Origin of the sequence: Mesorhizobium sp. B2-6-2 (assembly GCF_006440615.1) — a bacterium.
Lineage (GTDB): Bacteria > Pseudomonadota > Alphaproteobacteria > Rhizobiales > Rhizobiaceae > Mesorhizobium.
In genome coordinates, this window is sequence record NZ_VFUG01000020.1 from 67,281 (window position 1) to 91,591 (window position 24,311).

Below are 24,311 nucleotides of genomic sequence, written 5' to 3' on the forward strand. Positions count from 1 at the left end.
GTGCGAGCGGATGCGGCTGGTCGGTTGTGAGCGAGCGTCCGATGACAATCGGTCGCCCGAAATGTTCTTGCTTCGTTCCAAATTTGCAACTAAGAATGGCCCCTTGCCGAGTCAACCGGAATCGGGCCCCCGGAATACTGTCCTGTGGATGGTTTGCCGATCCTGTGAACATTGGGGCATCAAGCTGGTTGGACCGAGGGGTGTTGCAGAAAGGTCAGCACCGAATCTTCCCGTTCTGATATCGAGGACAGCGGGATCGAAACCGGGGATATCATGGCAGAGGCGGCACTGAAATTCGGCGCGGCGGAAACGCCGCTCTATCGCGAGGCACCGAACAACATCGAGGCCGAGCAGGCGCTGCTCGGCGCCATCCTCGTCAACAACGACGCCTTCTATCGTGTCTCCGATTTCTTGAAGCCGGCGCATTTCTACGAGCCGCTGCACCGCCGCATTTTCGAGATCGCGGCCGAGCTCATCCGCATGGGCAAGATTGCGACGCCGATCACTCTCAAAACCTTCCTGCCGGCCGACGAGAAGGTCGGCGACATGACGGTGGCGCAATATGTCGTGCGCCTCGCCGTCGAGGCCGTCACCGTCGTCAACGCCACCGACTATGGCCGCGCCATCTACGACCTTGCGACACGCCGCGCGCTGATCACCGTGGGCGAGGACATGGTCAACATCGCCTATGACGCGCCGGTCGACATGTCGCCGTCCGACCAGATCGAGGATGCCGAACGGCGGCTGTTCGAGCTTGCCGAAACCGGCCGCTATGATGGCGGCTTCGAGAGCTTCAACGATGCGGTCAAGACCGCCGTCGACATGGCCAACGCCGCCTATATGCGCGACGGCCACCTGTCGGGCATCGCCACCGGCTTGCGCGACCTCGATCGCCGCATGGGCGGCCTGCAGCCCTCCGACCTGATCGTGCTCGCCGGACGTCCGGGCATGGGCAAGACCTCCTTGGCCACCAACATCGCCTTCAACATTGCCGAGGCCTACGTTCCGGCGCAGCAGGCCGATGGCAGCTTCAAGGCCGCCAATGGCGGCGTCGTCGGCTTCTTCTCGCTCGAAATGTCGTCGGAGCAGCTGGCCACCCGCATCATCTCCGAGCAGACCGAGATCTCGTCCTCGAAGATCCGCCGCGGTGAGATCACCGAAATGGATTTCGAAAAACTGGTCGCCTGCTCGCAGACGATGCAGAAGATCCCGCTGTTTATCGACCAGACCGGCGGTATCTCGATCGCGCAGCTTTCCGCCCGCGCGCGGCGTCTGAAGCGCCAGCGCGGCCTCGATCTCATCGTCATCGACTATATCCAGCTGATGCAGGGCTCCTCCGCGCGCGCCTCGCAGAACCGCGTGCAGGAAATCACCGAGATCACCACGGGCCTGAAGGCTTTGGCCAAGGAGCTCGGCGTGCCGATCATCGCGCTGTCGCAGCTGTCGCGTCAGGTCGAAAGCCGCGACGACAAGCGCCCACAGCTCTCGGACCTGCGCGAATCCGGCTCCATCGAGCAGGACGCCGACGTGGTGCTGTTCGTCTATCGCGAGGAATATTACCTCAAGAACCGCGAGCCGAAGCTCGGCACCGAGGAATACATCAAGTGGGAAAACGAGATGAACGAGGCGCGCGGCAAGGCCGAGTGCATCATCGCCAAGCAGCGCCACGGACCGACCGGCACCGTCAGCCTCGCCTTCCACGGTGAATTCACGCGGTTCTCGGATCTGGCGGAAGAGCATCATCTGCCGGAGAGGTTCGAGTGAGTTGAGACAGGTCTCACTCCGTCACCCCCCTCTCTGTCCTGCCGGACATCTCCCCCTCAAGGGGGGAGATTGGATGTCGCATCGGCTTTCGCCAATCGCCGACGTTGCAAGGTGGGCGCCGTCGGCGAAACTGCCGATCTCCCCCCTAGAGGGGGAGATGTCCGGCAGGACAGAGGGGGGCGCTGTCCAGCCGACCTATCCAATGTTGGGCGGCCCCTAATGGCCAAATCGCGCGTTCAGTTCATCTGCCAGAATTGCGGCTCGGTGCATCAGCGCTGGGCCGGCAAATGCGATGCCTGCGGCGAGTGGAACACGCTGGTCGAGGAAGGCACGTCCGGCGGCATCGGCTCGGGGCCGGCCAACACGCGCAACGCCCGCAAAGGGCGTGCCGTGGTGCTGACCAGCCTGTCGGGCGACATCGAGGACGCGCCGCGCATCGTGTCGGGCATCGGCGAGCTCGACCGCGCCACCGGCGGCGGCTTCGTGCGCGGCTCGGCGCTTCTGGTCGGCGGCGATCCAGGCATCGGCAAGTCGACGCTCTTGACGCAGGCAGCCGCCGCGCTCGCCTCGAAAGGCCACCGCATCGTCTATGTCTCGGGCGAGGAAGCGGTGGCGCAGATCCGGCTACGGGCACAACGCCTCGGCGTCGCCTCGACGCCGGTCGAGCTTGCGGCCGAAACCAATGTCGAGGACATCTTGGCGACCATCGCCGACGGCAAGCGGCCGGACCTCGTCATCCTCGATTCCATCCAGACGCTGTGGACCGACCTTGCCGATTCGGCGCCGGGCACCGTCACCCAGGTGCGCGCGGCCGCCCAGGCGATGATCCGCTACGCGAAATCCACAGGCGCGGCGATCGTGCTCGTTGGCCATGTCACCAAGGAAGGCCAGATCGCCGGCCCTCGCGTCGTCGAGCACATGGTCGACGGCGTGCTCTATTTCGAGGGCGAAGGCAATCACCACTTCCGCATCCTGCGCACGGTGAAGAACCGCTTTGGGCCGACCGACGAGATCGGCGTGTTCGAAATGTCGGACAAGGGGCTGCGCGAGGTTTCCAATCCATCCGAGCTTTTCCTCGGCGAACGCCACGCAAAGTCCCCGGGCGCCGCGGTTTTCGCAGGCATGGAAGGCACGAGGCCGGTGCTGGTCGAGATCCAGGCGCTTGTCGCGCCTTCCTCGCTCGGCACGCCGCGCCGCGCCGTCGTCGGCTGGGACGGCGCGCGGCTGTCGATGGTGCTCGCCGTGCTGGAGGCGCATTGCGGCGTCCGCTTCGGCCAGCACGACGTCTATCTCAACGTCGCCGGCGGCTACCGCATCTCGGAGCCGGCGGCCGATCTGGCGGTCGCCGCGGCGCTGGTTTCGTCGCTCACCGGTCTTGCCCTTCCCGCCGATTGCGTCTATTTCGGCGAAATCAGCCTATCGGGCGCCGTGAGGCCGGTTGCGCATGCGCAGCAGCGCCTCAAGGAAGCCGAAAAGCTGGGTTTTGGAAGCGCGGTGCTGCCGCTCGGCAGCGAGGAACTTGCCGGGGGGATCGGGGCCGGCGCTTTCCAGCCCACCGAGCTTGCCGACCTTGTGGCGCGCATAGCCGGCTCACGGCGCGGTCGTGCCGACGACGGGGAGTGATGCGGCTCGTCGGGCCGCAAGACAGGAAGTGGGGCGAGAACCATGCCGATTACGCTGCTTGACGGAATCCTCGTCGGCTTCACCCTGGTCTCAGCAATGCTCGCCATGGTGCGCGGCTTCTCCCGCGAAGTGCTCTCGGTGGTTTCCTGGGCGGCGGCGGCGGCGGCGGCTTTCTTCTTCTACAAGCCGGTCCTGCCCTATGTTCAGCCCTATGTCGACAACGACAAGATCGCGATGGCTGCTTCGGCGGGCATCGTCTTCCTGGTCGCGCTGATCGTCGTCTCCGTCATCACCATGAAGCTCGCCGACTGGATCATCGATTCGCGCATCGGCGCGCTCGACCGCACGCTCGGCTTTCTCTATGGCGCGGCGCGCGGCATCCTGGTGGTCGCGGTGGCGCTGCTGTTCTTCAACTGGCTGGCCGGCGCCAAGGCGCCTGCCTGGATCGCCAACGCCAAGTCGCGGCCGTTGCTGGAGACGATCGGCGCCAAGCTCGAAAGCGTGCTGCCGGAAAACACCGAGGAACTGGTCAACAAATACACCCATAAGGGCACGCCGCAGGCCGGCGCACCGGCCACGACCGACCAGCCCGCGGCCGAGCCGCCGGCAGGCGACGACAACGCGCCGGCGCCAGACGACAGCGAGGGCGAGGCGCCTGCCGACAACGAGCCGGCACCGGCCACGCCAGCGCCCGCCCCGGCTCCAGCGCCGGCAAACTGATCGCGAGCCGGCCTGGTGCCGGTTGTGAATGCAAGAAAGCGTGCGTTGCGTTCCGCGAGCGATCGCCTTATATGGCGGCTTTAGCGGAGCTTGAGCACCAGATGGCAGACTCAACGGCAGATGAAGGCAAGGTCCTTTCCGCCGAGGCCGACGATCATTTCCACGACGAATGCGGCGTGTTCGGCATCTTCGGCCGGCAGGACGCGGCGGCCATCGTCACACTCGGCCTTCATGCCCTGCAGCATCGCGGCCAGGAAGCGGCCGGCATCGTCTCCTATGACGGCACCCAGTTCCATGTCGAACGCCATGTCGGCCTGATCGGCGACACCTTCACCAAGCAGCGCGTCATCGACAGTCTGCAAGGCAACCGCGCCATCGGCCACACGCGCTACGCCACCACGGGCGGCGCCGGGCTGCGCAACATCCAGCCCTTCTTCGCCGAGCTCGCGGAAGGCGGTCTTGCCGTGGCTCACAACGGCAACCTCACCAACGCGCTCACCGTGCAGCGCGCGCTGCAGAAGCAGGGCTCGATCTTCTCCTCGACCTCCGACACCGAGACGCTGCTGCATCTGGTCGCGACGAGCAAGGAGCGCGATTTGAATTCGCGTTTCATCGATGCGATCCGCCAGGTCGAAGGCGCCTTCTCGCTGGTGGCGATGACCGCCAAGAAGATGATCGGCTGCCGCGATCCGCTCGGCATCCGCCCGCTGGTGCTTGGCGACCTCGACGGCGCCTGGATCCTCGCTTCCGAAACCTGCGCGCTCGACATCATCGGCGCCCGCTTCGTGCGCGACATCAAGCCCGGCGAGATGGTGGTGGTCACCGCGAAGGGCATCGAGAGCATCTTCCCGTTCGAGCCGCAGAAGACGCGCTTCTGCATCTTCGAATATGTCTATTTCGCGCGGCCGGATTCCTCGGTCGAAGGCCGCAACGTCTATGATGTGAGGAAGCGCATCGGCGCGGAACTCGCGCAGGAAAGCCCGGTCGAGGCCGACATCGTCGTGCCGGTGCCGGATTCCGGGACGCCGGCCGCGATCGGCTTCTCCCAGGCCGCCGGCATTCCCTTCGAGCTCGGCATCATCCGCAACCACTATGTCGGCCGCACCTTCATCCAGCCAGGCGATTCCATCCGCCACATGGGCGTTAAGCTCAAGCACAACGCCAACCGCCGCATGATCGAGGGCAAGCGCGTGGTGCTGGTCGACGATTCGATCGTTCGCGGCACCACCAGCCAGAAGATCGTGCAGATGGTGCGCGACGCGGGTGCCAGGGAAGTGCATATGCGCATCGCCTCGCCGCCGACCAGCGCGTCCTGCTTCTACGGCGTCGACACGCCGGAGAAGTCGAAGCTGCTTGCGTCGCGCATGTCGGTCGAGGAGATGGCCGAGTTCATCCGCGTCGATTCGCTCGGCTTCCTGTCGATCGACGGGCTCTACCGCGCCGTCGGCGAGGCGCGCCGCGACAACGACCAGCCGCAATTCTGCGACGCCTGCTTCACGGGACAGTACCCCACCCGCCTGCTCGACTTCGAAGGCCACGACAATGTGCGCACGCTGTCGCTGCTGGCGAGCGGCGGGGCGTAGGGCGCCCGGACTATCATTTGCCATCGCCGAGCCGTCTCGCGCCTTTATGGAATCTCTCACATGACCCTCGACCTTTCAGGCCGCGTGGCGGTCGTAACCGGCGCCTCGCGCGGCATCGGCTATTTCATCGCCAGGGAGCTGGCGGCAGCAGGCGCGCATGTGATCGCGGTGGCGCGCACGGTCGGCGGGCTGGAAGAGCTCGACGACCAGATCAAGGCCGATGGCCGCGGCCAGACGACGCTGGTGCCGCTCGATCTTGCCGACATGGCCGGCATCGACCGGCTGGGCGGCGCGATCCATGAGCGCTGGGGCAAGCTCGACATCCTGGTCGCCAATGCCGGCGTGCTCGGCGTCATCTCGCCGATCGGCCATGTCGAGGCCAAGACCTTCGAAAAGGTGATGACCATCAACGTGACGGCGACCTGGCGTCTGATCCGCTCGGTCGATCCGCTGCTCAGGCTCTCCGATGCCGGCCGCGCCATCATCCTGTCGTCCAACGCGGCGCATTCGGCGCGCGCCTTCTGGGCGCCCTATGCGGCCTCGAAAGCGGCGGTCGAAACGATGATGCGGTCCTGGGCGCATGAAACCGAGAGCCTGCCGCTGAGGGTGAACGCCGCCGATCCGGGCGCAGCCCGCACGGCGATGCGCGCGCAGGCCATGCCCGGCGAAGACCCGGAGACGCTGCCGCATCCGTCCGAGATCGCCAGGCGCATCGTGCCCCTGGCAAGCCCGGAACTGAAGGAAACCGGCCTGATCTTCCAGGCCAAGCACAATCGCTTCGTCGCCTACCGGCAGCCGGAATAAAGCCTGGGTGCCTGGCGCGTGGCGACCCCTCTATTCACGGGTCTGTGAACGGGGCGGCGAAAGCGTGTGCCGCCTCGCTGCTTTCGCTGCTCCATGGGAGTTGCTAGGATTGGGCCGACTCCGACATTTCAAAGCGAGGAATTCCCATGGCTGCTACTCCCAGCGTAGCGTTGGTCTGGTATCTGGTGATCGCCGGCCCGCAGGGCGGCATGGTGGTGCTGCCCAGCACCTTCGACACCCGCGAACAATGCACCAACGCCATCACCGAATATCAGAAGCAGCCGACCCCTCAGGGATGGGCCGTACAATGCGTGCCGAGCGCCTCGCCCTTTACCGATGAAGGGGATGCGGAAACGCCCTCGGCGCAATAGGCGCGGCGTCGAAGCTGCTGATCTCCCCACTTGTGGGGGAGATGGCCGGCAGGCCAGAGGGGGGCGCGAAGGATCACCGCCCTTGAACGCTGGCATTTTGATTGCAGCTTGAATCGTTACGGTTTTTTCCTGCCGAAGGTTTGAAACGCCGGCGGGACAGCGCCCCCCTCTGCCCTGCCGGGCATCTCCCCCACAAGGGGGGAGATTGGCAGTTTCAGCGCCCCGCGCTCATGCTCAACGCCGGCTTGTTGTTGATCGTCTGGAACACCACGCAGTAGCGCTCGGTGAGTTTTGTGAGCGAATCGATGCGCTCCTGCGGCTCGTCGGTGTCGAGATCGAATTTCAGCCTTATCGCGCGGAAGCCGACCGGCGCGTCGCGGGCGACGCCGAGCGTGCCGCGAAAATCGAGGTCGCCCTCGGCCTCGACCGTGGCGTTGCCGAGGTTGAACTCCAGCGCGGTCGCCACCGCTTTCAGCGTCACGCCGGCGCAGGCGACCAGCGCTTCCAGCAGCATGTCTCCCGAGCACAGCTCGAGGCCCGAGCCGCCGGTGGCCGGATGAAGCCCGGCGACAGCAAGCGCCCTGCCCGTCTCCACCTTGCAGGCGATCGACTGGTCGTCGAGCGTGCCGCGCGCCTTGAGCGTGATCAGCGCCCTGCCGGCGTCCTCGCGATAGGCGTCCTTCAACGGGGCCTGCATGGCCTTGAGGGCGGTGGAGTCCATTGTGTTGTCCTTCCGATCAGCCTTTGATGCCTTGATAGCACTGATATGCCGGCGGGACAGCGCCCCCCCTCTGTCCTGCCGTACATCTCCCCCTCTTGGGGGGAGATTGGCAGCTTCTCCGGCGGCGCCCTTTCGGCAGCGCGTGGGAGATTAGCGAGCGTGGGAGAATGGCGAAGGCCGACGCGACATCTGATCTCCCCCTTGAGGGGAAGATGCCCGGCAGGGCAGAAGGGGGGCGCGAAGGATCGCAACGTTTGCGATTGTTGTTTTGACTTTACACTCCCAGGCCATACCTATTCCGAGACCATTTCCGGAGCCCACATGCGATCCAAGCTCGTCTCCCTCGTCCTGCTGGCGCTCGCCGCCTTCGCTCAGCCCACCTTCGCCGAAGCACCCGAGCGTCCAGCCCCGACCGGCGGCGTGCTGTCGCTGTTGCCGCCACCGCAGGTGACAGAGCATTCGATCACGCTCGGCGGGCGCAAGCTGGATTACCAGGCCAAGGCCGGCACGCTGTCTCTCCTATCCGGCAAGGGCGAGGTGACGGCCGAGATCTTCTATGTCGCCTACTCGCAGCAATCGCCCGCCCCTGCGAAAGAGCGGCCGATCACCTTCGTCTTCAATGGCGGGCCCGGTGCTGCATCGGCTTACCTGCATATCGGCGCGATCGGGCCGCGCATCGTCGAGACCGCCGCCGACGGCGAGTTCCTGCGGCCGCCGCAAAAGCTCATTGACAACCCCGACAGCTGGCTCGACATGAGCGATCTCGTCTTCGTCGATCCGGTCGGCACCGGTTACAGCCGCGAGGCGCCTGGGCACGAGCCGAAGGAATTCTGGAGCGTCGATGCCGACGCCAGCTCGGTCGGCGCCTTCATCCGCCTTTATCTGGCGCAGAACGGCCGCACCGGATCGCCGCTGTTCCTCGCCGGCGAGAGCTATGGCGGCTTTCGCGCCGCGCTGCTTGCCCGCACGCTGCAGGAGGATGTCGGCCTCAGCCCCAGCGGCATCGTGCTGATCTCGCCGGCGCTGGAATTCATGCTGGTGCGGCCCGACCAGTTCGACCAGCTGCACTGGGCGCTGGAGCTGCCTTCGCTGGCGGCAACGCGGCTGAAGGGCGACGGCGTGAGCGGCGACGCGTTGCGCGACAGGCTGGCTGAGGTCGAGCATTACGCGCTCGGCGATTACCTGACGGCGCTGAACAGCGGGCTGGAGCAAGGCGGCAAGCTCGCCAGCGGGCGCGTCTCGGAGATCACCGGCCTGCCGCTGGAGCTCGTCCAGCGCAATTTCGCCCGCATCCCCATCGGGCTTTTCGCCAAGGAATTCCAGCGCGCCACCGGCAAGGTGCTCAGCCCCTACGACGCCACCATCGGCACCGCCGACATCGCACCGCAAAGCGCCCGTGAGGCCGGCCCCGATCCCGTGCTCGACCGCAGCGTTCCGGTGCTGACATCCGCCTTCGTCGCCTATGCGCGAAACGAGCTCAACTACCGCACCGATGTCAGCTACCGGCTGCTCAATGGCGAGGTCAGCCGCAGCTGGGATTACGGCACATCGGGCCAGGGCTATGCCGGCGTGATGAACGACCTGCAGCGGGCGCGCTCGCTCAACCCGGCGCTCGGCGTCGTCATCGTCAACGGCTATACCGACCTCGTCACGCCCTATCTCGCCTCGCGCTATCTGGTGAACCAGCTTCCTTCGCTATCAGACGCCAAGCCGATCCGGCTCGACGTCGTCGAGGGCGGCCACATGATGTATCTGCGGCCCGATGGCCGACGCGCGCTGAAGGATGCGGCATCCGAGCTTTATCAGGCGACACAGTAGGAGTTCCGACCGGTTCAAGCGAAAGACCTGCGCCAACGCAAGCGCCGCGCTGGAGCAGCGCCGTGCAAGCTTTCGCCCCTATAGCTTGAGCAACGGTCCCGGCTGGGGCGGAACCGCCTCACGCGAACACGCTGAGCCCACATGGCCGATGTCGTCATCCTGGAAAGCCGCGAAAGGGTGCTGGCCGGCATCCTGTTCACGGCCGCCGCCTATTTCCTGTTTTCGGCGCAGGATGCCTCGATCAAGCTTCTGGTCGTCGGCATGACGGTCTGGCAGATCATGTTCGTCCGCTCGATCACCGTGCTCCTCGCCTGCGGCGCGATCGGCGGCAGGCGGCTGTTCGCCGATACGATGGATTCGCCGATCGTCAAGCCGATGCTGGTGCGCGGCGCCTTCACGCTCGCCGCCTGGCTTTGTTACTACAACGCCGCGCGCTCGCTGCAGCTTGCAGAGCTCACCACCATCTATTACGCCGCGCCGATCATCGTTACTGTGCTGTCCGTGCTGATCCTGGGCGAGACGGTGCCGCTGCTGCGCTGGATCGCGGTGTTCATCGGCTTCGCCGGCGTTTTCATCGCCTGCGATCCGACCCGACTCGGCCTCTCCGTGCCGGTGCTCCTGGTGCTGGCAGCGGCCGTCCTTTGGGGGATCGCCGTGGTGCTGCTACGCAAGATCGCCATGCAGGAGCGCACAACGATCCAACTCGTGCTCAACAATTTCTATTTCATGCTCTTTTCGGCCGTCCCGGCCCTGATCTGGTGGCATATGCCCGACGGAACACAGTTCCTCTTGCTCGTCAGCGTCGGCGCGCTCGGCGGCGTGGCGCAATACATGCTGTTCGAGGGCATGAAACGCGCGCCGGTGTCGATCGTGGCACCGTTCGAATACACCTCGCTGGTCTGGGCCTTCGCGCTGGGCTACGCCATCTGGGGCGACCTGCCGCGCATGGAAGTTTTCATGGGCGCGGCGCTGATCGTCGGCGCCGGCCTGCTCATCGTCGGCAACGAGCATTTCTGCAAACGGGAGCAGGCCTGATGACAGAAGGCTGTCAGCAAGAACTGGGTAGGCTGGCATCATGACGGACACGCTCGACATGCCGGAAAAGCTTGCGCCTGCCGCGGCCGACGTGGCGGCCGAGCGCACGCTCGGCATCATCCTGGTGTCGGCATCGGCCATCGCCTTCGCGCTCACCGGCGTGTTGACCAAGTCGATCCATGCCGATCCGCTTACCATCACCTGCTGGCGCGGTTTTTTCGGCTCGATCCTGATCAGCTTCTACGTGCTGTGGCGCCGGCGCCGCTCGGGCGGGCGCGAAAGCCTGAAACTCGGCTGGCGCGGCTGGCTGCTTGCGATTGAGGGCGCCGCCGCCAGCATCGCCTTCATCTCGGCCTTCAAATTCACCTATGTCGCCAATGTCGCGGTCATCTACGCCACTTCGCCCTTCATCGCGGCACTGCTCGCCTTCCTTCTGGTGCGGGAAAAATTCCGGCTGCAGACAATGGTTGCGGCGGCCGTATCGCTTTGCGGCGTCGCCATCATGGTGGGCGCCGGCCTCGGCAACGGGCACCTGTTCGGCGACGCCCTGGCGCTGCTGATGACCGCCGGCAGCGCGCTCTACATGATCATGGTGCGCGCTTTTCGCGACTCGCCGGTCGTCTGGGCGGGCGCTGTCTCGGCCTTCCTGCTTTTCGTGCTCGGCTGGTTCGTCACCGATCCGCTGGCCGTGTCCGCCCGCGACGTGGTGCTGCTTGCCACATTCGGCTGCTCCTTCGCGCTCGCCTCGATCCTGTGGACGGAAGGCTCGCGGCTGATCCCGTCGGCGGAAGCCGGACTGCTCGGTTCCGCCGAGGTGCCGTTCGCCATCCTGTTTGCGCTGCTGTTCCTCGGCGAGATCCCACCGGTGGCCAGCGTCATCGGCGGCGCCATCGTGCTTTGCGCGGTCTTTGCGCATGCCGGACGCGACTGGCTGAGGGCGAAATCGGCGGCCTCGTAAAAATATTTCGCCGGTCACGGAACCATCATTCGCGTGGAGCATTATTGGATCGACGGGTCACCCCCCAAGTCCCCCCAAACCCCTCGACCCGTCCGACTAGAAGCCGACCCTCAAAAAGGTCGGCTTTTTCTTTTGGCGACCGGCCTCAGGACGGAAGGGCCAACCCGCCAGCAAGCAGCTCCGCCAGGTCCCGCGCGGGACGCGCGGCTTCGCGGCCGAGCCGGATGGCGAAATCGGCCATCGGCAGCGGCGGGAGGTCGAAATCGGCAGATGCCTCGACGATTCCGGAATGGGCGAAGCGCCGGGTGCGCGGCGTCAGCGCGATGCCGGCATTGACCGCGGCGCGCAGGCCGGCAAGGCTGGCGCTGCCGGCGGCGATGCGATAGCGGCGGCCGGCGGCGTCGAGCGCGTTGAGCGCCGCCTCCCTGAAGCCGCAATAGGGATCGAGCAGGGCCAGCGGCACCACCTCCTGCCGCGCCGCCAGGCCTTTTTCCGAGCAGAGCCACAGCATCGGCTCGCTGATCACAGCCGCTTCATCCGGCGACGGGGCATGGCGCATGGCGATCGCGAGGTCGAGCTGGCCCGCCTGCAGCGCTGACCCAAGCTCCAGGGAGCGACCGACGCGGAGCTCGACCCTGACGCGCGGATGGCTGGCGGCGAAGGCCCGGAGCAGATCCGGCAGGCCCTGATCCGCGAAATCCTGCGTCGTGCCGATGGCGATGCGGCCGCTGGCGCGCGCACCCTTTAGCGCCAGCCACGCCTCGGTGTGGACGGCAAGGATGCGCCGCGCATGGCCGACAAGGTCCTCGCCGGCCGGGGTCAGCCCGCGACCCCTGCCCTGCGGGATGAGCAACGGCTCGCCGACGACCTCCTCCAGCCGCTGCATCTGCGCGGTCACCGCTGACGGTGTGCGGCCGACGGTGGATGCGGCCTTGGCGAGCGAGCCGCCATCGACAAAGGCAATGAAGGTTTTCAGAAGATCCGGATCGAGAGTTTCCATACTTCGATGATATCGAATTATTTATCAAAAACAATTCGATTTTATTGATGTTACGCCGGTGGCAAGCTCCTCCCATCAACGGCGCGAGGCGCCCAACTCGGAGGATAGAAAAATGCCGATCATCAATATCAGCGTCACCGGCAAGCCGGACGCCAAGCTGTCCGCGGCAATCGCCAGGGAGGCCACCGACATCACCGCGAAGCTGTTGCACAAGGATCCGACGATCACCGCGGTCGCCGTCAACTACATCGATCCGCAGCACTGGTTTGCCGGCGGCAAGTCGCTGGCCGAGCACGGCACCAGCACATTCTGGCTGGATATCAAGGTCGTCGACGGCACCAACACCAAGCTCGAGCTCGAAGCCTACCTCAAGGCGATCTTCGAGGCTTTCGGACGGCTGCTGGGCGGCGTGCATGAGGAAAGCTACGCTTTCGTGCACGAAGTGCCGGCGGCGGCCTATGGCTATGGCGGCAAAAGCCAGGAGTTCCGGTTCATTAGCGGGAGGTTGAAGGCGGCGTGAGAGTATTGCTCACCCCCGCCGACAGCTATTTCACAGGAGGGTGAAGCCTCGTATCGAGCGCAAAATCCTCCTGGAGACGCAGCGTATAAAGGCCAGCCGCCCGACCGGGATCGAACACCAGGTTCCAGCTGTGCTGGGATACCGCGCTGGGGATCAGAAAGAAGGGGTGCTTGGCCAGCAGAGCATCGCCAAACTGCTGCTGGCCGGCGCCTGGAATGCCGGGACGCAGCCAGTTTGCGTTCGGAATCTCGTCCATTTCCACCACATGAACCTTCAATGGATCGGTGATGTCGAATGCCGTCAGCCCGTGAGGAACGGTATCCAACGTACGAAATCCTTTGTGAACCGCCACCTCGAGAATGGCGGTCGATGGATCAATGGATGCGTAGACGGCTCTGACGCCTTTGCTGTTCCACCTTCCCCCGAGTTTGAAGGCTCCCTCACCGCTGTCCCAGCTTGCCTGGAAGCGTCTGTGATCAAGTCTCCAGCCGAGGACATCGCCCGTTCCGAGAGAACCCGGCAAAGGCGTCACGCGTAGACACCGTAGTCGAGCCGTTCGAGGAATTCCTGTACAAGCATGGTACCCGCCGCCGTGGCCAAGAGATCGATGGGTCGCCGGTTGTCCAAGCCCATGGCGGGCTCAATCATCCATTTCTCTGCCGCTTCCTGGTTGCCGAAAACAGACGTGGCCTTGGTGAGAACCCTGGCGAAATTCCAGGTCCTTGAACCCTGCTCCCGATTGAGCGTCCGGGAGTGATCAGATTTGTGCCGCTGAAATGTCCGCTCGCTCATGCCGAATGCCGCCTCGAAGGCATCTGCTTCGATGACGGTCAATTGCCTGACGAGGCTTTCCAGAGCCTGGCTTGGAATTCCATGCAGGATCATTTCATGCGCCTCGAGCGGGCTGGATACCGAGGATCCAAGAACCTTCGGCCCGCCGAACAGGTCGATCAGCCGTTCGAACTCCGGCTCCATGTGTGGTGCTTCGGCAAACCCCGTCGGGAAACTGGCCATCTTTGCCTCTCCGTCACGTGTCAGTTTATTTACGACATGTGTCAGAGTTTTTCAAGTGGAGATCGAGGCACTGCTTCAGTCCGCATTGACCTTGCCCGCACTTCCGCTACCCTCTGCCACCGAAGCGGTCGCCAAGAGCCGCGTCCTGGAGGAGACTGGGAGAGAGCGGCATGATCCTGACCCTGGCGCTGCTGGCGGGCCTTGTCCTTGCCTGGCTGCTGATCGCCGTGATCGAGCGGTTCCGGCTCGACCTGCGTTTCACCCAGGCGCTGCTCTATGTGCCGTTCAAGCTCGCCTACCGGATCGCCGATAACCGCATCCGCATTGCCCGCAGCGCGAAGACCCCCGTCATCTATGTGGTCTGGCACCAGTCGCGCATCGAGCCGGCGCTGATGCTGTCGCTGCTTCCCGACGACACGCTGCACATCCTGGACCAGGCTTCGGCGCGCTCGCCATGGCTGGAGCCGTGGCGTGAGCTTGCCCGCACCATCGCCTTCAACGCCGAGCATATCTTCGTCAGCCGCCGGCTGGTGCGCGTGCTCAAGGGCAAGGGGCGGCTTGCCGTCTATCTGCCGGACAATGTCGAGCCGGACGTCAAGTCCTTCAGGCTGTTTCGCGCCATCACGCGCATCGCCATGCAGGCCGACGCACGCATCGTGCCGATCTTCGTTGCCGGCACGCGTGACCTGCCGGTGTCGCTGACGCCGAAGGAGAAAGCACCGCGCCACTGGTTCCCGCGGCTTTCGATGAGTGTGCTGGAGCCGATGACCATCGCCGAGCTGGTGGCGCGCAACCCTGATATGGCGTCCAACACCAACGCGCTGTTCGACCGGTTCGCCGAGGCGCGGCTTTACGGCACCAATCTCGATCGCGGGCTCTTCCTCGCCATGCGCGACGCCGCCGACCGCATCGGCCCTTCGCGCCCGATCATCGAGGATGTGATTTCCGGTTCGCTCAGCTACCGCAAGCTGTTCATCGGCGCGCGCGTGCTCGGCCGCCATTTCGAGGCGGTGACGGCGCCCGGCGAAGCGGTCGGCGTGCTGTTGCCCAACGCCAATGGCGTGGTGCTGTCCTTCGTCGGCCTGGTCTCAGCTGCCCGGGTGGCGGCGATGATCAACTACACCGCCGGCCCGGCCAGCGTGACCGCGGCGATCCGCACTGCCGTCATCAGGACGGTGGTTTCCTCCCGCGCCTTCATCGAAAAGGCGGGCATCGACGATATCGTCGCCGCGGTCGAGGCGGGTGGCGCCAAGATGCTGTGGCTGGAGGATGTGCGCGCCAATGTGACGACCCTGGACAAGGTCGCCGCCGCGCTTCTGTGGCGTTTGCCGCTGCAGCGGCAGCAAGCTTCGAAGCCCGCTGTCATCCTGTTCACCTCCGGCTCGGAAGGCACGCCGAAGGCGGTGGTGCTGTCGAACCGCAACCTGCTTGCCAATGTCATGCAGGCCGAGGCGCGCGTCTCCGTCTCGCCGGCCGACATCCTGCTCAATGTGCTGCCGGTGTTCCATTCCTTCGGATTGACCGGCGGCACCATCCTACCGCTGGTGCTGGGCGTTAAGCTGTTCCTCTACCCCTCGCCGCTGCATTACAAGATCATCCCCGAGATCGCCCGCAAGGTGAAGCCGACCGTGATGTTCGGCACCGACACTTTCCTCGCCAATTACGCGCGCACCGCCAAGGACGGCGACTTCTCCAGCCTGCGCTTCGTCGTGGCCGGCGCCGAAGCGGTGAAGCCGGAGACGCGGCGCACCTATCGCGACCGTTTCCAGGCTTCGATCGTCGAAGGCTTCGGGCTGACCGAGGCCGCGCCCGTGGTGGCGGTGAACACCGCCATCCATGGCCGCGACGGCACGGTCGGGCGGCCGCTGCCGGCGATCCGCATGAAGCTGGAGCCGGTCGAAGGCATCGCCGAGGGCGGCCGGCTGTGGCTCGACGGACCGAACATGATGATGGGCTATATGACCGCCGACCGTCCCGGCGAATTGCAGCGGCTGGAAGGCTGGCACGACACCGGCGACATCGTCTCGGTCGACCGCGAGGGCTTCATCACCATACGCGGGCGGGCCAAGCGCTTCGCCAAGATCGCCGGCGAGATGGTGTCGTTGGGCGCCGTCGAGATGCTGGTGCAGTCGCTATGGCCGGAAGAGCGCCACGCGGCGGTGGCAGTGCCCGACAAGAGGCGCGGCGAGCGCATCGTGCTGGTCACCACCGCCGACGACGCCAATGCCGAGGAACTGCGCCAGTTCGGCAAGAAAGCCGGCGCGGCCGAATTGATGGTGCCCAACGACATCATCAAGGTGGACGATATCCCGGTGCTGGGCTCGGGCAAGACGGATTACATCTCGGCGCGCAAGCTGGCGATCGACCGGCTGGGGCTGAGTGCGGCGGCCTAGGTGCGCAGCGCTACCCGATATCCGACGGCGGCACCTTCTCGCCTTCGCGCATGGCCCGCTTGGAATAGGCGCGCACCGACAACGGCAGGAAAAGCAGGTACCCAGCGACGGAAGCCGTCAGCGTGTACCAGGGATAGGTCATCAGCAAGAGAATGTAGAGCACGACGCCCAGGATGACCGGCAGCACCCTGTCGCCCGGCACCTTGACGCTCTTGCCCGAATAGACCGGCAGGCGGCTGACCAGAAGGAAAGCGACCAGCACGGTGAAGCCGGTGGCGACGAAGGCGGCCGGCCGGCTGGGCTCCAGACCGAGCCGCAGGAAATAAAGATAGAGCGGCAGCATGACCAGCACAGCACCCGCCGGGGCCGGCACGCCGACGAAATATTCGGTCTGCCAGGCCGGCTGCTCGGCGTCGTCGGCCAGAACGTTGAAGCGGGCCAGCCGCATGCCGCAAGCGATTGTGAAGAGAAGTGCCGCGATCCAGCCCGGCGAGCCGGCGCGGTCGAGCAGGAAGGCGTAGAGAACCAGGGCCGGCGCCACGCCGAAATTGACGATATCGGCCAGCGAATCCATCTGCGCGCCGAATTTCGAGGTCGCCTTCAGCATGCGCGCCAGCCGCCCGTCGATGCCGTCGAGGAAAGCGGCAAGCAGCACCATGACCACCGCGATCTCGAAGCGGTTCTCGAAGGCGAAGCGGATGCCGGATAGGCCGGCGCAGATGGCAAGCACGGTGACCAGGTTGGGCAGCACCATGCGCATCGGGATCTCGCGGATGCGGGGACCGCCGCTGGCATGGGCCTCGAATTTCTTGAACGGCGCGCCCAACGCTCAGGAAACCCTGACCAAGGGCGTGACCGCGGTGCCGCCGAATTCGGCAAGCACAGTCTCGCCGCCGACCGCCGTCTGGCCGACCGCGACGCGCGGCACGGCGCCCGACGGCAGGAAGACGTCGACGCGCGAGCCGAAGCGGATCAGGCCGAAACGCTCGCCGATCGCGATCGTACCGCCGGTCTCTGCCCAGCAGACGATGCGCCGTGCCACAAGGCCGGCGATCTGCACAGCGGCAATGGTGCCGTTCGGGCTGTCGATGACCAGGCCGTTGCGCTCGTTCTCCGCGCTTGCCTTGTCGAGCTCGGCGTTGAGGAATTTGCCGGGCTTGTGCTCGATGCGCGTGATCCGGCCGCGCACCGGAGCGCGGTTGATGTGGCAGGAAAACACGTTCATGAACACCGAGATGCGGGTCATCTCGCCCGAGCCCAGGCCAAGCTCGCTCGGCGGCACGGCGGGACCGACCGCGGAAATCACGCCATCGGCCGGGCTCACCACCAGCCGGTCGTCGACCGGGGTGACGCGCTCGGGGTCGCGGTAGAAATAGATGCACCATGCGGTCAGGATCAGTCCGATCCAGAACAGGACCGAGGAGAAATAGCCGAGGAACAGCGTCGCCGCGGCGAAGGCGGCGATGAAGGGGTAGCCTTCGCGATGGATCGGAACGAACGTATTCTTGACCGAGTCGAGAAGCGTCATAGGGCTTGGGGCGGTCCCTGTTTCAGGATGCGCCTCAATAGCGGAAAGCCCCCTTCCCCGCAACGCAACAATGGGGGAGGCGCTAACGCCGGCACGCAAGCCTAACTTTTGCTCCGGGTGTCGGACCTCAGCTCCGTCACACGTCCTTGGCGAGAGGACACCCAGGGAGCCCGCCAATGCCTTCGCCGAAGCCGTCTGCAATGAGTGCCAAAGTCGTGACAACAGGCCTCGCCTTCGGCGAGTCGCCGCGCTGGCACGATGGCCGGCTCTGGCTCTGCAACTGGGGCACCAGCGAGATCGTCGCGGTAGACGAAAATGGCCGGAGCGAGGTGATGCTTACCGTGCCGGCCGTCCTGCCCTATTCGATCGACTGGTTGCCGGATGGCCGGCTTCTGGTGGTCTCGGGCCGGGAAGGCCTGCTGCTCCGGCACGAGGCAGGCGGGACGCTCGTCACCCATGCCGATCTGAGGCATCTGTCGAAGAACCCGTGGAACGAGATCGTCGTCGATGGGCGCGGCAACATCTATGTCAATGGCGGCGGGCCGGCGCCGGCGCCGGGCGAGCATTTCGGACCGGGCACGATCGTGCTGGTCGCAGCGGACGGCGGCGTGCGGCAGGTCGCCGAGGATATCGCCTTCGCCAACGGCATGGCGGTGACGCCGGACAACAAGACACTGATCGTCGCCGAGTCCCACGCCAGGAGGCTAACCGCCTTCGATATTGGCGAGGACGGGAGCCTTTCCAAGCGGCGCGTCTGGGCCGATCTCGGCAACGGCTATCCCGACGGGATCTGCATCGATGCCGAAGGCTGTGTCTGGTATGCCGACGTGCCGAACCGCCACTGTGTCAGGGTTCGCGAAGGCGGCGAGAAAATCGACAGGGTTGAGGTCGATCGAGGCTGCTTTGCCTGCATGCTGGGCGGCGCCGACGGCAGGACGTTGTTCATCGCCGCCGCCGAATGGCGCGGGTTCGAAAATATGGTGAGCGACGCCCGTACCGGCCAGGTGCTGAGCGCCGCTGTTTTGGTGCCCGGAGCCGGGTGGCCGTCTTACAATTCCGGCACGCGCCGATAGTTGGCTATGTCGGCCTTGACGCCGAGGCGCGCGATGGTTTCCTGGGCGCTGAAGGCGATGCGTTCATGCGCGGCCTTGATGATCGGCACCACCTTGTCGACGGCGGCCTGGCTTTCCCACTCGACCATGGTGACGAGGTTGAACTCGCCCGGGCCGGAGAATTGCTCGAGCAGGAAGTCCTGCACAAAACCCTCCTGCTGGCGCAGCAATTCATGCGTCATCCTGGCCTTGCTGAGGATTTCGTCGCGCGCTTGCGCCGGCACGACGAATTTGTCGACCCGGAAGACGCTGCCGGTGCGATGATTATTGGCGGTCATTTTTCATCCATCTCCGTTTGTAGAGTTGCCTGGCTGGTGGCTCGGAGACGGTTTGCAAGCTCAAGGTAGGTTGAGGTCAAGGGGCATTTTGTCTGCCAGGAGGCGCGGCGCCGGAGCTGCTGATCTCCCCCCTTGTGGGGGAGATGTCCGGCAGGACAGAGGGGGGCGCGAAGGAACGGGGCGTTCGCAACCTCGAGTTTCTTCAATGGGGAGTGGTTCGGCGAAGCCGAGACGGAGAGGGGAGCGCCTTACGAAGCCCCCTCCGTCCGCTACGCGGACACCTCTCCCCGCCTTTGGCGGGGCGAGGAACCCAGGCTTGGCTGCGCCGGCGGGACAGCGCCCCTCTCTGCCCTGCCGGGCATCTCCCCCACTTGGGGGGAGATTAGCGCTCCATCGTCTCAGCTCACTTCCGACGTCCTTCTCCTCACAATCACCCCAAGCTCGTCGCCCTCGTGCGCGATGCGCAGGCGCTCCTCGGCTTCGGTCGCCTCGCGCTGGCGGTCCCACATCGAGGCGTAGAGGCCGTGCTTTGCAAGCAGCGCCGCATGGGTGCCGCGCTCGGCGATCTGGCCGTCCTTCAGCACGATGATCTCGTCGGCCGAAATCACCGTCGACAGCCGGTGAGCAATGACGATCGTGGTACGGCCCTTGCTGACCAGGTCGAGGGCTGCCTGGATCTCCTGCTCGGTCTGGGTGTCCAGCGCCGAGGTCGCCTCGTCCAGCATCAGGATCGGCGGCGCCTTCAGGATGGTGCGGGCGATCGCCACGCGCTGCTTCTCGCCGCCCGAAAGTTTCAGCCCGCGCTCCCCGACCATTGACTTGTAGCCCTCTGGCAGCTTCTGGATGAACGGGCCGATCTGGGCGAGCTCGGCCGCCTTGCGCACCTCCTCCTCGCTGGCGCCGACGCGACCGTAGCGGATGTTGTAGGCGATGGTGTCGTTGAACAGGACGGTGTCCTGCGGCACCATGCCGAGCACCGCCCGCAGGCTCTCCTGCGTGACGTCGCGGATGTCCTGCCCGTCGATCAGCACCTTGCCGCCCTGAACGTCGTAGAAACGGAACAGCAGCCGGGAGATGGTCGACTTGCCGGCGCCGGACGGGCCCACGATCGCCACCGTCTTGCCGGCCGGCACCTCGAAGGAGACGCCCTTCAGGATCTTGCGGTTGGGATCATAGGAGAAATGCACGTCGCGGAATTCGACCTTGCCGGGCCCGACCTTCAAAGGCCTGGCATCCGGCTTGTCGACGATCTCCTGGGGCACGTCGAGCAGGTCGAACATATGCTCGATATCGGTCAACCCTTGCCTTATTTCGCGGTAGATGAAGCCGATGAAATTGAGCGGCACCGAAAGCTGGATCAGCATGGCGTTGATGAAGACGAAATCGCCGACCGTCTGCCTGCCGGCCTGCACCTCCAGCGCCGACATGCACATGACGATGACCGTGCCGAGGCCGAAGATGAGGCCCTGGCCGAAGTTCAGCCAGCCGAGCGAGGTCCAGGTCTTCGTCGCGGCGATCTCGTAGCGTGCCATCGAGCGGTCGAAGCGCTCGGCCTCCATGCGCTCATTGGTGAAGTATTTGACCGTTTCGAAGTTGAGCAATGAGTCGATCGCCTTGGTGTTGGCATCGGTGTCGCTGTCGTTCATGTCGCGGCGGATCGAGATGCGCCAGTCGCTCGCCTTGACGGTGAACCAGACATAGAGGCTGACGGTGACGGCGACCACGGCGACGTATTTCCAGCCATAGGTGAAGGCAAATATGCCGGCCGTCAGCGCGAATTCGAGAATGGTCGGCGCCGTGTTCAGCATGATGAAGCGCACGATCGTCTCGATGCCCTTGGTGCCGCGCTCGATGATGCGCGACAGACCGCCGGTGCGGCGCTCGAGGTGGAAGCGCAGCGACAGCTGATGCATGTGGACGAAGGTGCGGAAGGCGAGCTGGCGCACCGCATACTGGCCGACCCGGGCGAACAGCGCGTCACGCAGCTGGTTGAAGCCGAGCTGGATCAGGCGCAGCACGTTATACGCAATGACCAGCGCCACCGGCGCCAGCAGGAAGGATGGCAGCGGCGGCGGTGTCTTCGAGCCATGGGCCAGCGCATCGGTCGCCCATTTGAAGAAATACGGGCCGGCGACCAAGGTGACCTTGGCGACAACCAGAAGCAGCGTCGCCCAGGTGACGCGGGCTCTGAGATCGGCGCGGTCGGCCGGCCACATATAGGGCCACAGATTACGCAGGGTGGTGAGGGTGCCGGCTTCGGAGGATACGGTCTTTTCGGCCACTAGTCTTGCCTTATGGGTGAGAGGCTGGGGCAGCAGGAGTTGACGAGCTGGGTGAGCGAAGCGGAGACGCCCGCAAGGGCGGCGTGGTCGACCGCGTAGCGCGAGCGCTGCCGGTCGGCCTCGAAACGGACGAGCCCGGCCTCGACCAGCACCTTCAGATGCTGCGAAACGGTCGACTGCGCGAGATCGAGGTGATCGACCACCTCACGGCACGAACAGCAGCGGCTGGCCGAGAGATGTTTCAGGATCTCGATGCGCGCCGGATGCGACAGCGCCGCCAGCCGCGCGGCAATGGCGCGGCTTTCGGTGCAGCGGCTTTCGGGGGATTCGGACATCGTTCATCGGCGATAGACGATGAACGATGGGAGGGCAAGCTAGGCGCATGGGTAGCAGCGTGATCTCCCTCGCGGGGAGATTAGCTAATCGCCTACTCCGTCTTCGCCGGCGCGCCTGTCATCTGCTCGCCCAAGGCCTTCATGTCGGCGGCCTCGCCTTCCTTCGAGGTCGAGGGCACCTTGAACACCTGGCCCGGCCAGATGCGATCGGGATCGCGGATCTGGTCCTTGTTGGCCAGATAGATCGTCGAGAAGCGCGTGCCATGGCCGTAGACGCGGCGCGAGATGCGCCAGAGCGTGTCGTTGCGGCGGATGATGACGGCGCTGTCGGCATGTTCGAGCTTTGGCGCGACTGTTTCGGGCACGTCGGTCGAGGGCGTCGCCTCAGCAACCTTGGCAGCGCCCCCGGCGGCCGGGGCGGGCTTGGCCGCTTCGGCCGTTGCTGTGTCGGTCGTGATTTCGGCGGTCTTGGTCTCGGCCGGCTTGGCCTCGGCCGACTTGGTCCCGCTTGGGGCGACGGCGGCGACCGACTCGCCGGGCTCGCGCTCGAACGGGACGGCAGCGCGGGCGACGACCTTGACGCCATCATTGTCCAGGCCGTCGACATGGATAGTGTAGCTGCCGACCGGAATGTCGCGCGTCGCTTCGATCAGGAAATGCCCGTCGGCCGAAGTCTTGGCGTCGCCGAGCAGGATGGCGTCGGCATAGGCGCGCACCTTGCGGCCGGGATCGGCCGTGCCGGCGACGAAGATCTTGCTGCCGTCGATTTCGACCGCTTCGACCGCGATCTTGGGCTCCGCCGCGGCGGCCGCAGCCGGCGCGGTCGCCTGGTCTGTGGCGGCCGGCGCGGTCACGGCCGGCGCCGAGGCCGTGTCGGATGCCGCCGGCGCGGTCGTTGCCTGGGTCGCGGGCGCCGCTGCCTGATCGGTCGCGGCCGACGCCGCCGGCTTGCTCTCGGTCTCAGGAACGGTGATCAGTTGCGAGGCCTTACCCGGCTCCTCGACCATGGCCAGCACCTGCCCGGTCGGGCTCTGCGGCACCGAGACGACGGCGGTCTGGGCCGAGGCAACGGCGATGCCGCCAACCGTCTGGCGCAGCGTGATCGTATAGTCGCCGGGCTTCAGCGGCTCGTCGAGCACGATGGCGAAGGCGCCGTCGGGTCCGGACTCGGTCGAGCCGAGCACCGTGCCGCCATTCAAAATCTCGACCTTGGCGTTGGGCGCGGCGTTGCCGGCGACGACGATCGAGCCATTGCCCTCGACGCGCACGACATCGAAGGTCGGCAGTGTCGGACCGGCGGCGGCGGGCGCCTGGGCCGCAGGGGCTGCCGCATTGTTGGCCGGCGCCATCTTATTGGCGGGCGCCATGGTATTGGCTGGCGCCATCGTGTTCGCCGGAGCCATTGTGTTTGAAGGAGCCGGGGACACGCGCCCCTCCGTGCTCGTGCTCGAGGATTCAGCCGGCTTTGCATCGGTCTGCGGTAGTGTCGCGACCTGCGCCGGCTTCTGGCTGTCGATGTAAGGATCGAGCGCACCCGAGCCATAGGCGACGGCCGCGACGGCGACAACGCCGCCCGCCGCGAACAAGAACGCCTTAGAAGGATTGATCGCCATAATTCCGTATTGCCCCCTTAGCCACCTAACGCCCGGTCTAGCGTGTTTTCCCGAGTCCGACAAGAAAAAGCCCGTCCGCGGGCTTGACCCGGCCAACCGTCCCCATCACCAATCATCGCCATGAACACGATTCGATCCGTCTGCGTCTATTGCGGCTCGTCTCCGGGCCGCGACGAGGCCTATATCAAGGCCGGCCACACACTTGGCCGTTCGCTTGCCAAATCCGGGTTGCGCCTCATCTATGGCGGCGGCACCAAGGGCATCATGGGCGCTGTCGCCGACGGCGCGCTCAAGGCCGGCGGCAAGGTCACCGGCATCATCCCGCGCTTCCTGATCAACAAGGAGGCGACCGAGACCGCGCTCGACAAGCTCGACGAACTCTTGATCACCGACAACATGCACGAGCGCAAGCATAGCATGTTCGAAAAATCCGACGCCTTTGTGGCGCTGCCGGGCGGCATCGGCACGGTCGAAGAGATCGTCGAGATCATGACCTGGGCGCAGCTCGGCCACCACCGCAAGCCGATGGTCTTCGCCAACATCAAGGGTTTCTGGGACCCGATGCTGGCGCTGATCGAGCACATGTCGGCCGAGGGGTTCATCCACACCGCGCATCGCGTGAAGCCGCTGGTGGTCGACGACCCGGAGGCGATCGTCGCAGCCATCATGGTGGCCGGCTCGTCGGTCGACGCGCCGACGGAAGGGCTGCAGTCGGTGATCGACAAGATGTAGATGTAGGGGAGTAAGGGAATAGGGGAGTAAGGGAGTATGTTAGGTTGCCGCAAAACGGCACCCCGGAATTGGCTCCCCTACTCCCCTACTCCCCTACTCCCCTACTC

The 24,311-nt window shown here is 65.4% G+C and carries 23 protein-coding genes; 13 read left to right on the top strand and 10 right to left on the bottom strand.

Annotation, left to right across the window (positions count from 1 at the left end):
• Positions 1-273 precede the first annotated feature (273 nt).
• The 6 genes from FJ419_RS26420 (at position 274) to FJ419_RS26450 (ending at position 6,865) form a co-directional block, all read left to right on the top strand.
• A complete protein-coding gene (locus tag FJ419_RS26420) occupies positions 274-1,764 on the top strand; it encodes a replicative DNA helicase (protein WP_095766996.1) in 1,491 nt (496 codons plus the stop codon).
• 219 nt (positions 1,765-1,983) lie between these two features.
• A complete protein-coding gene (gene radA / locus FJ419_RS26430; RefSeq protein WP_095766995.1) occupies positions 1,984-3,387 on the top strand; it encodes a DNA repair protein RadA in 1,404 nt (467 codons plus the stop codon).
• 42 nt (positions 3,388-3,429) lie between these two features.
• Entirely contained in the window at positions 3,430-4,107 is a 678-nt protein-coding gene (locus FJ419_RS26435; protein WP_140700187.1) for a CvpA family protein, read from the top strand.
• Between the two features lie 101 nt (positions 4,108-4,208).
• On the top strand, positions 4,209-5,690 hold the full coding sequence (gene purF / locus FJ419_RS26440) for an amidophosphoribosyltransferase (RefSeq protein ID WP_095766993.1): 1,482 nt from the start codon (positions 4,209-4,211) through the stop codon (positions 5,688-5,690).
• Between the two features lie 60 nt (positions 5,691-5,750).
• Positions 5,751-6,494 (top strand): SDR family NAD(P)-dependent oxidoreductase, encoded by a 744-nt coding sequence (locus FJ419_RS26445; RefSeq protein ID WP_140700189.1) that lies wholly within the window; start codon positions 5,751-5,753, stop codon positions 6,492-6,494.
• 146 nt (positions 6,495-6,640) lie between these two features.
• A complete protein-coding gene (locus FJ419_RS26450; RefSeq protein WP_041008353.1) occupies positions 6,641-6,865 on the top strand; it encodes a hypothetical protein in 225 nt (74 codons plus the stop codon).
• Between the two features lie 214 nt (positions 6,866-7,079).
• On the opposite strand, the gene FJ419_RS26455 is transcribed toward FJ419_RS26450, so the two are convergent.
• Positions 7,080-7,586 (bottom strand): OsmC family protein, encoded by a 507-nt coding sequence (locus FJ419_RS26455; protein ID WP_140700191.1) that lies wholly within the window; start codon positions 7,584-7,586, stop codon positions 7,080-7,082.
• Between the two features lie 321 nt (positions 7,587-7,907).
• Between FJ419_RS26455 and FJ419_RS26460 the strand changes: the two genes are divergently transcribed.
• The 3 genes from FJ419_RS26460 (at position 7,908) to FJ419_RS26470 (ending at position 11,397) form a co-directional block, all read left to right on the top strand.
• Positions 7,908-9,404: a peptidase S10 gene (locus FJ419_RS26460; RefSeq protein ID WP_140636070.1), complete on the top strand. Its 1,497-nt coding sequence runs from the start codon at positions 7,908-7,910 to the stop codon at positions 9,402-9,404.
• Between the two features lie 141 nt (positions 9,405-9,545).
• A complete protein-coding gene (locus FJ419_RS26465; protein WP_140700193.1) occupies positions 9,546-10,439 on the top strand; it encodes a DMT family transporter in 894 nt (297 codons plus the stop codon).
• Between the two features lie 40 nt (positions 10,440-10,479).
• Complete coding sequence (locus tag FJ419_RS26470; RefSeq protein ID WP_246673612.1) at positions 10,480-11,397, top strand: DMT family transporter; 918 nt, start codon at positions 10,480-10,482, stop codon at positions 11,395-11,397.
• Positions 11,398-11,542: 145 nt separating this feature from the next.
• On the opposite strand, the gene FJ419_RS26475 is transcribed toward FJ419_RS26470, so the two are convergent.
• Entirely contained in the window at positions 11,543-12,397 is an 855-nt protein-coding gene (locus FJ419_RS26475; protein WP_140700195.1) for a LysR substrate-binding domain-containing protein, read from the bottom strand.
• 112 nt (positions 12,398-12,509) lie between these two features.
• Here FJ419_RS26475 and FJ419_RS26480 point away from each other — a divergent pair, with 112 nt between their 5' ends.
• Entirely contained in the window at positions 12,510-12,917 is a 408-nt protein-coding gene (locus FJ419_RS26480; RefSeq protein ID WP_140700197.1) for a 4-oxalocrotonate tautomerase family protein, read from the top strand.
• 25 nt (positions 12,918-12,942) lie between these two features.
• Here FJ419_RS26480 and FJ419_RS26485 read toward each other — a convergent pair whose 3' ends face one another.
• A complete protein-coding gene (locus tag FJ419_RS26485) occupies positions 12,943-13,449 on the bottom strand; it encodes an RES domain-containing protein (protein WP_140700199.1) in 507 nt (168 codons plus the stop codon).
• On the bottom strand, positions 13,446-13,931 hold the full coding sequence (locus tag FJ419_RS26490; protein WP_140700201.1) for an antitoxin Xre/MbcA/ParS toxin-binding domain-containing protein: 486 nt from the start codon (positions 13,929-13,931) through the stop codon (positions 13,446-13,448). The genes FJ419_RS26485 and FJ419_RS26490 overlap by 4 nt, the downstream gene beginning before the upstream one ends.
• A gap of 170 nt (positions 13,932-14,101) precedes the next feature.
• On the opposite strand from FJ419_RS26490, the gene FJ419_RS26495 reads away from it, so the two are divergent.
• Complete coding sequence (locus FJ419_RS26495; protein ID WP_140700203.1) at positions 14,102-16,324, top strand: AMP-binding protein; 2,223 nt, start codon at positions 14,102-14,104, stop codon at positions 16,322-16,324.
• Positions 16,325-16,334: 10 nt separating this feature from the next.
• Here FJ419_RS26495 and FJ419_RS26500 read toward each other — a convergent pair whose 3' ends face one another.
• Positions 16,335-17,078, bottom strand: coding sequence for a phosphatidylcholine/phosphatidylserine synthase (locus tag FJ419_RS26500; RefSeq protein WP_224525202.1), 744 nt, complete (start codon positions 17,076-17,078; stop codon positions 16,335-16,337).
• Between the two features lie 75 nt (positions 17,079-17,153).
• Positions 17,154-17,891 (bottom strand): phosphatidylserine decarboxylase, encoded by a 738-nt coding sequence (locus tag FJ419_RS26505; RefSeq protein WP_281405838.1) that lies wholly within the window; start codon positions 17,889-17,891, stop codon positions 17,154-17,156.
• A 161-nt stretch (positions 17,892-18,052) separates the two neighbouring features.
• Here FJ419_RS26505 and FJ419_RS26510 point away from each other — a divergent pair, with 161 nt between their 5' ends.
• Positions 18,053-18,925 (top strand): SMP-30/gluconolactonase/LRE family protein, encoded by an 873-nt coding sequence (locus FJ419_RS26510; protein ID WP_140700207.1) that lies wholly within the window; start codon positions 18,053-18,055, stop codon positions 18,923-18,925.
• Here FJ419_RS26510 and FJ419_RS26515 read toward each other — a convergent pair.
• From FJ419_RS26515 to FJ419_RS26530, 4 genes are all read right to left on the bottom strand, one after another.
• Entirely contained in the window at positions 18,901-19,242 is a 342-nt protein-coding gene (locus FJ419_RS26515; protein WP_140700209.1) for an antibiotic biosynthesis monooxygenase, read from the bottom strand. The genes FJ419_RS26510 and FJ419_RS26515 overlap by 25 nt on opposite strands.
• A 398-nt stretch (positions 19,243-19,640) precedes the next feature.
• The gene (locus FJ419_RS26520; protein ID WP_140700211.1) at positions 19,641-21,524 is read right to left on the bottom strand and encodes an ABC transporter ATP-binding protein/permease; all 1,884 of its coding nucleotides are present in this window, start codon (positions 21,522-21,524) and stop codon (positions 19,641-19,643) included.
• On the bottom strand, positions 21,524-21,859 hold the full coding sequence (locus FJ419_RS26525) for a metalloregulator ArsR/SmtB family transcription factor (protein WP_140700213.1): 336 nt from the start codon (positions 21,857-21,859) through the stop codon (positions 21,524-21,526). Before FJ419_RS26525 ends, FJ419_RS26520 begins: the two co-directional genes overlap by 1 nt.
• Before the next feature lie 92 nt (positions 21,860-21,951).
• Positions 21,952-23,472: a LysM peptidoglycan-binding domain-containing protein gene (locus FJ419_RS26530; RefSeq protein WP_140700216.1), complete on the bottom strand. Its 1,521-nt coding sequence runs from the start codon at positions 23,470-23,472 to the stop codon at positions 21,952-21,954.
• A gap of 120 nt (positions 23,473-23,592) precedes the next feature.
• On the opposite strand from FJ419_RS26530, the gene FJ419_RS26535 reads away from it, so the two are divergent.
• Entirely contained in the window at positions 23,593-24,204 is a 612-nt protein-coding gene (locus tag FJ419_RS26535) for a TIGR00730 family Rossman fold protein (RefSeq protein WP_140700218.1), read from the top strand.
• Positions 24,205-24,311: the final 107 nt, after the last annotated feature.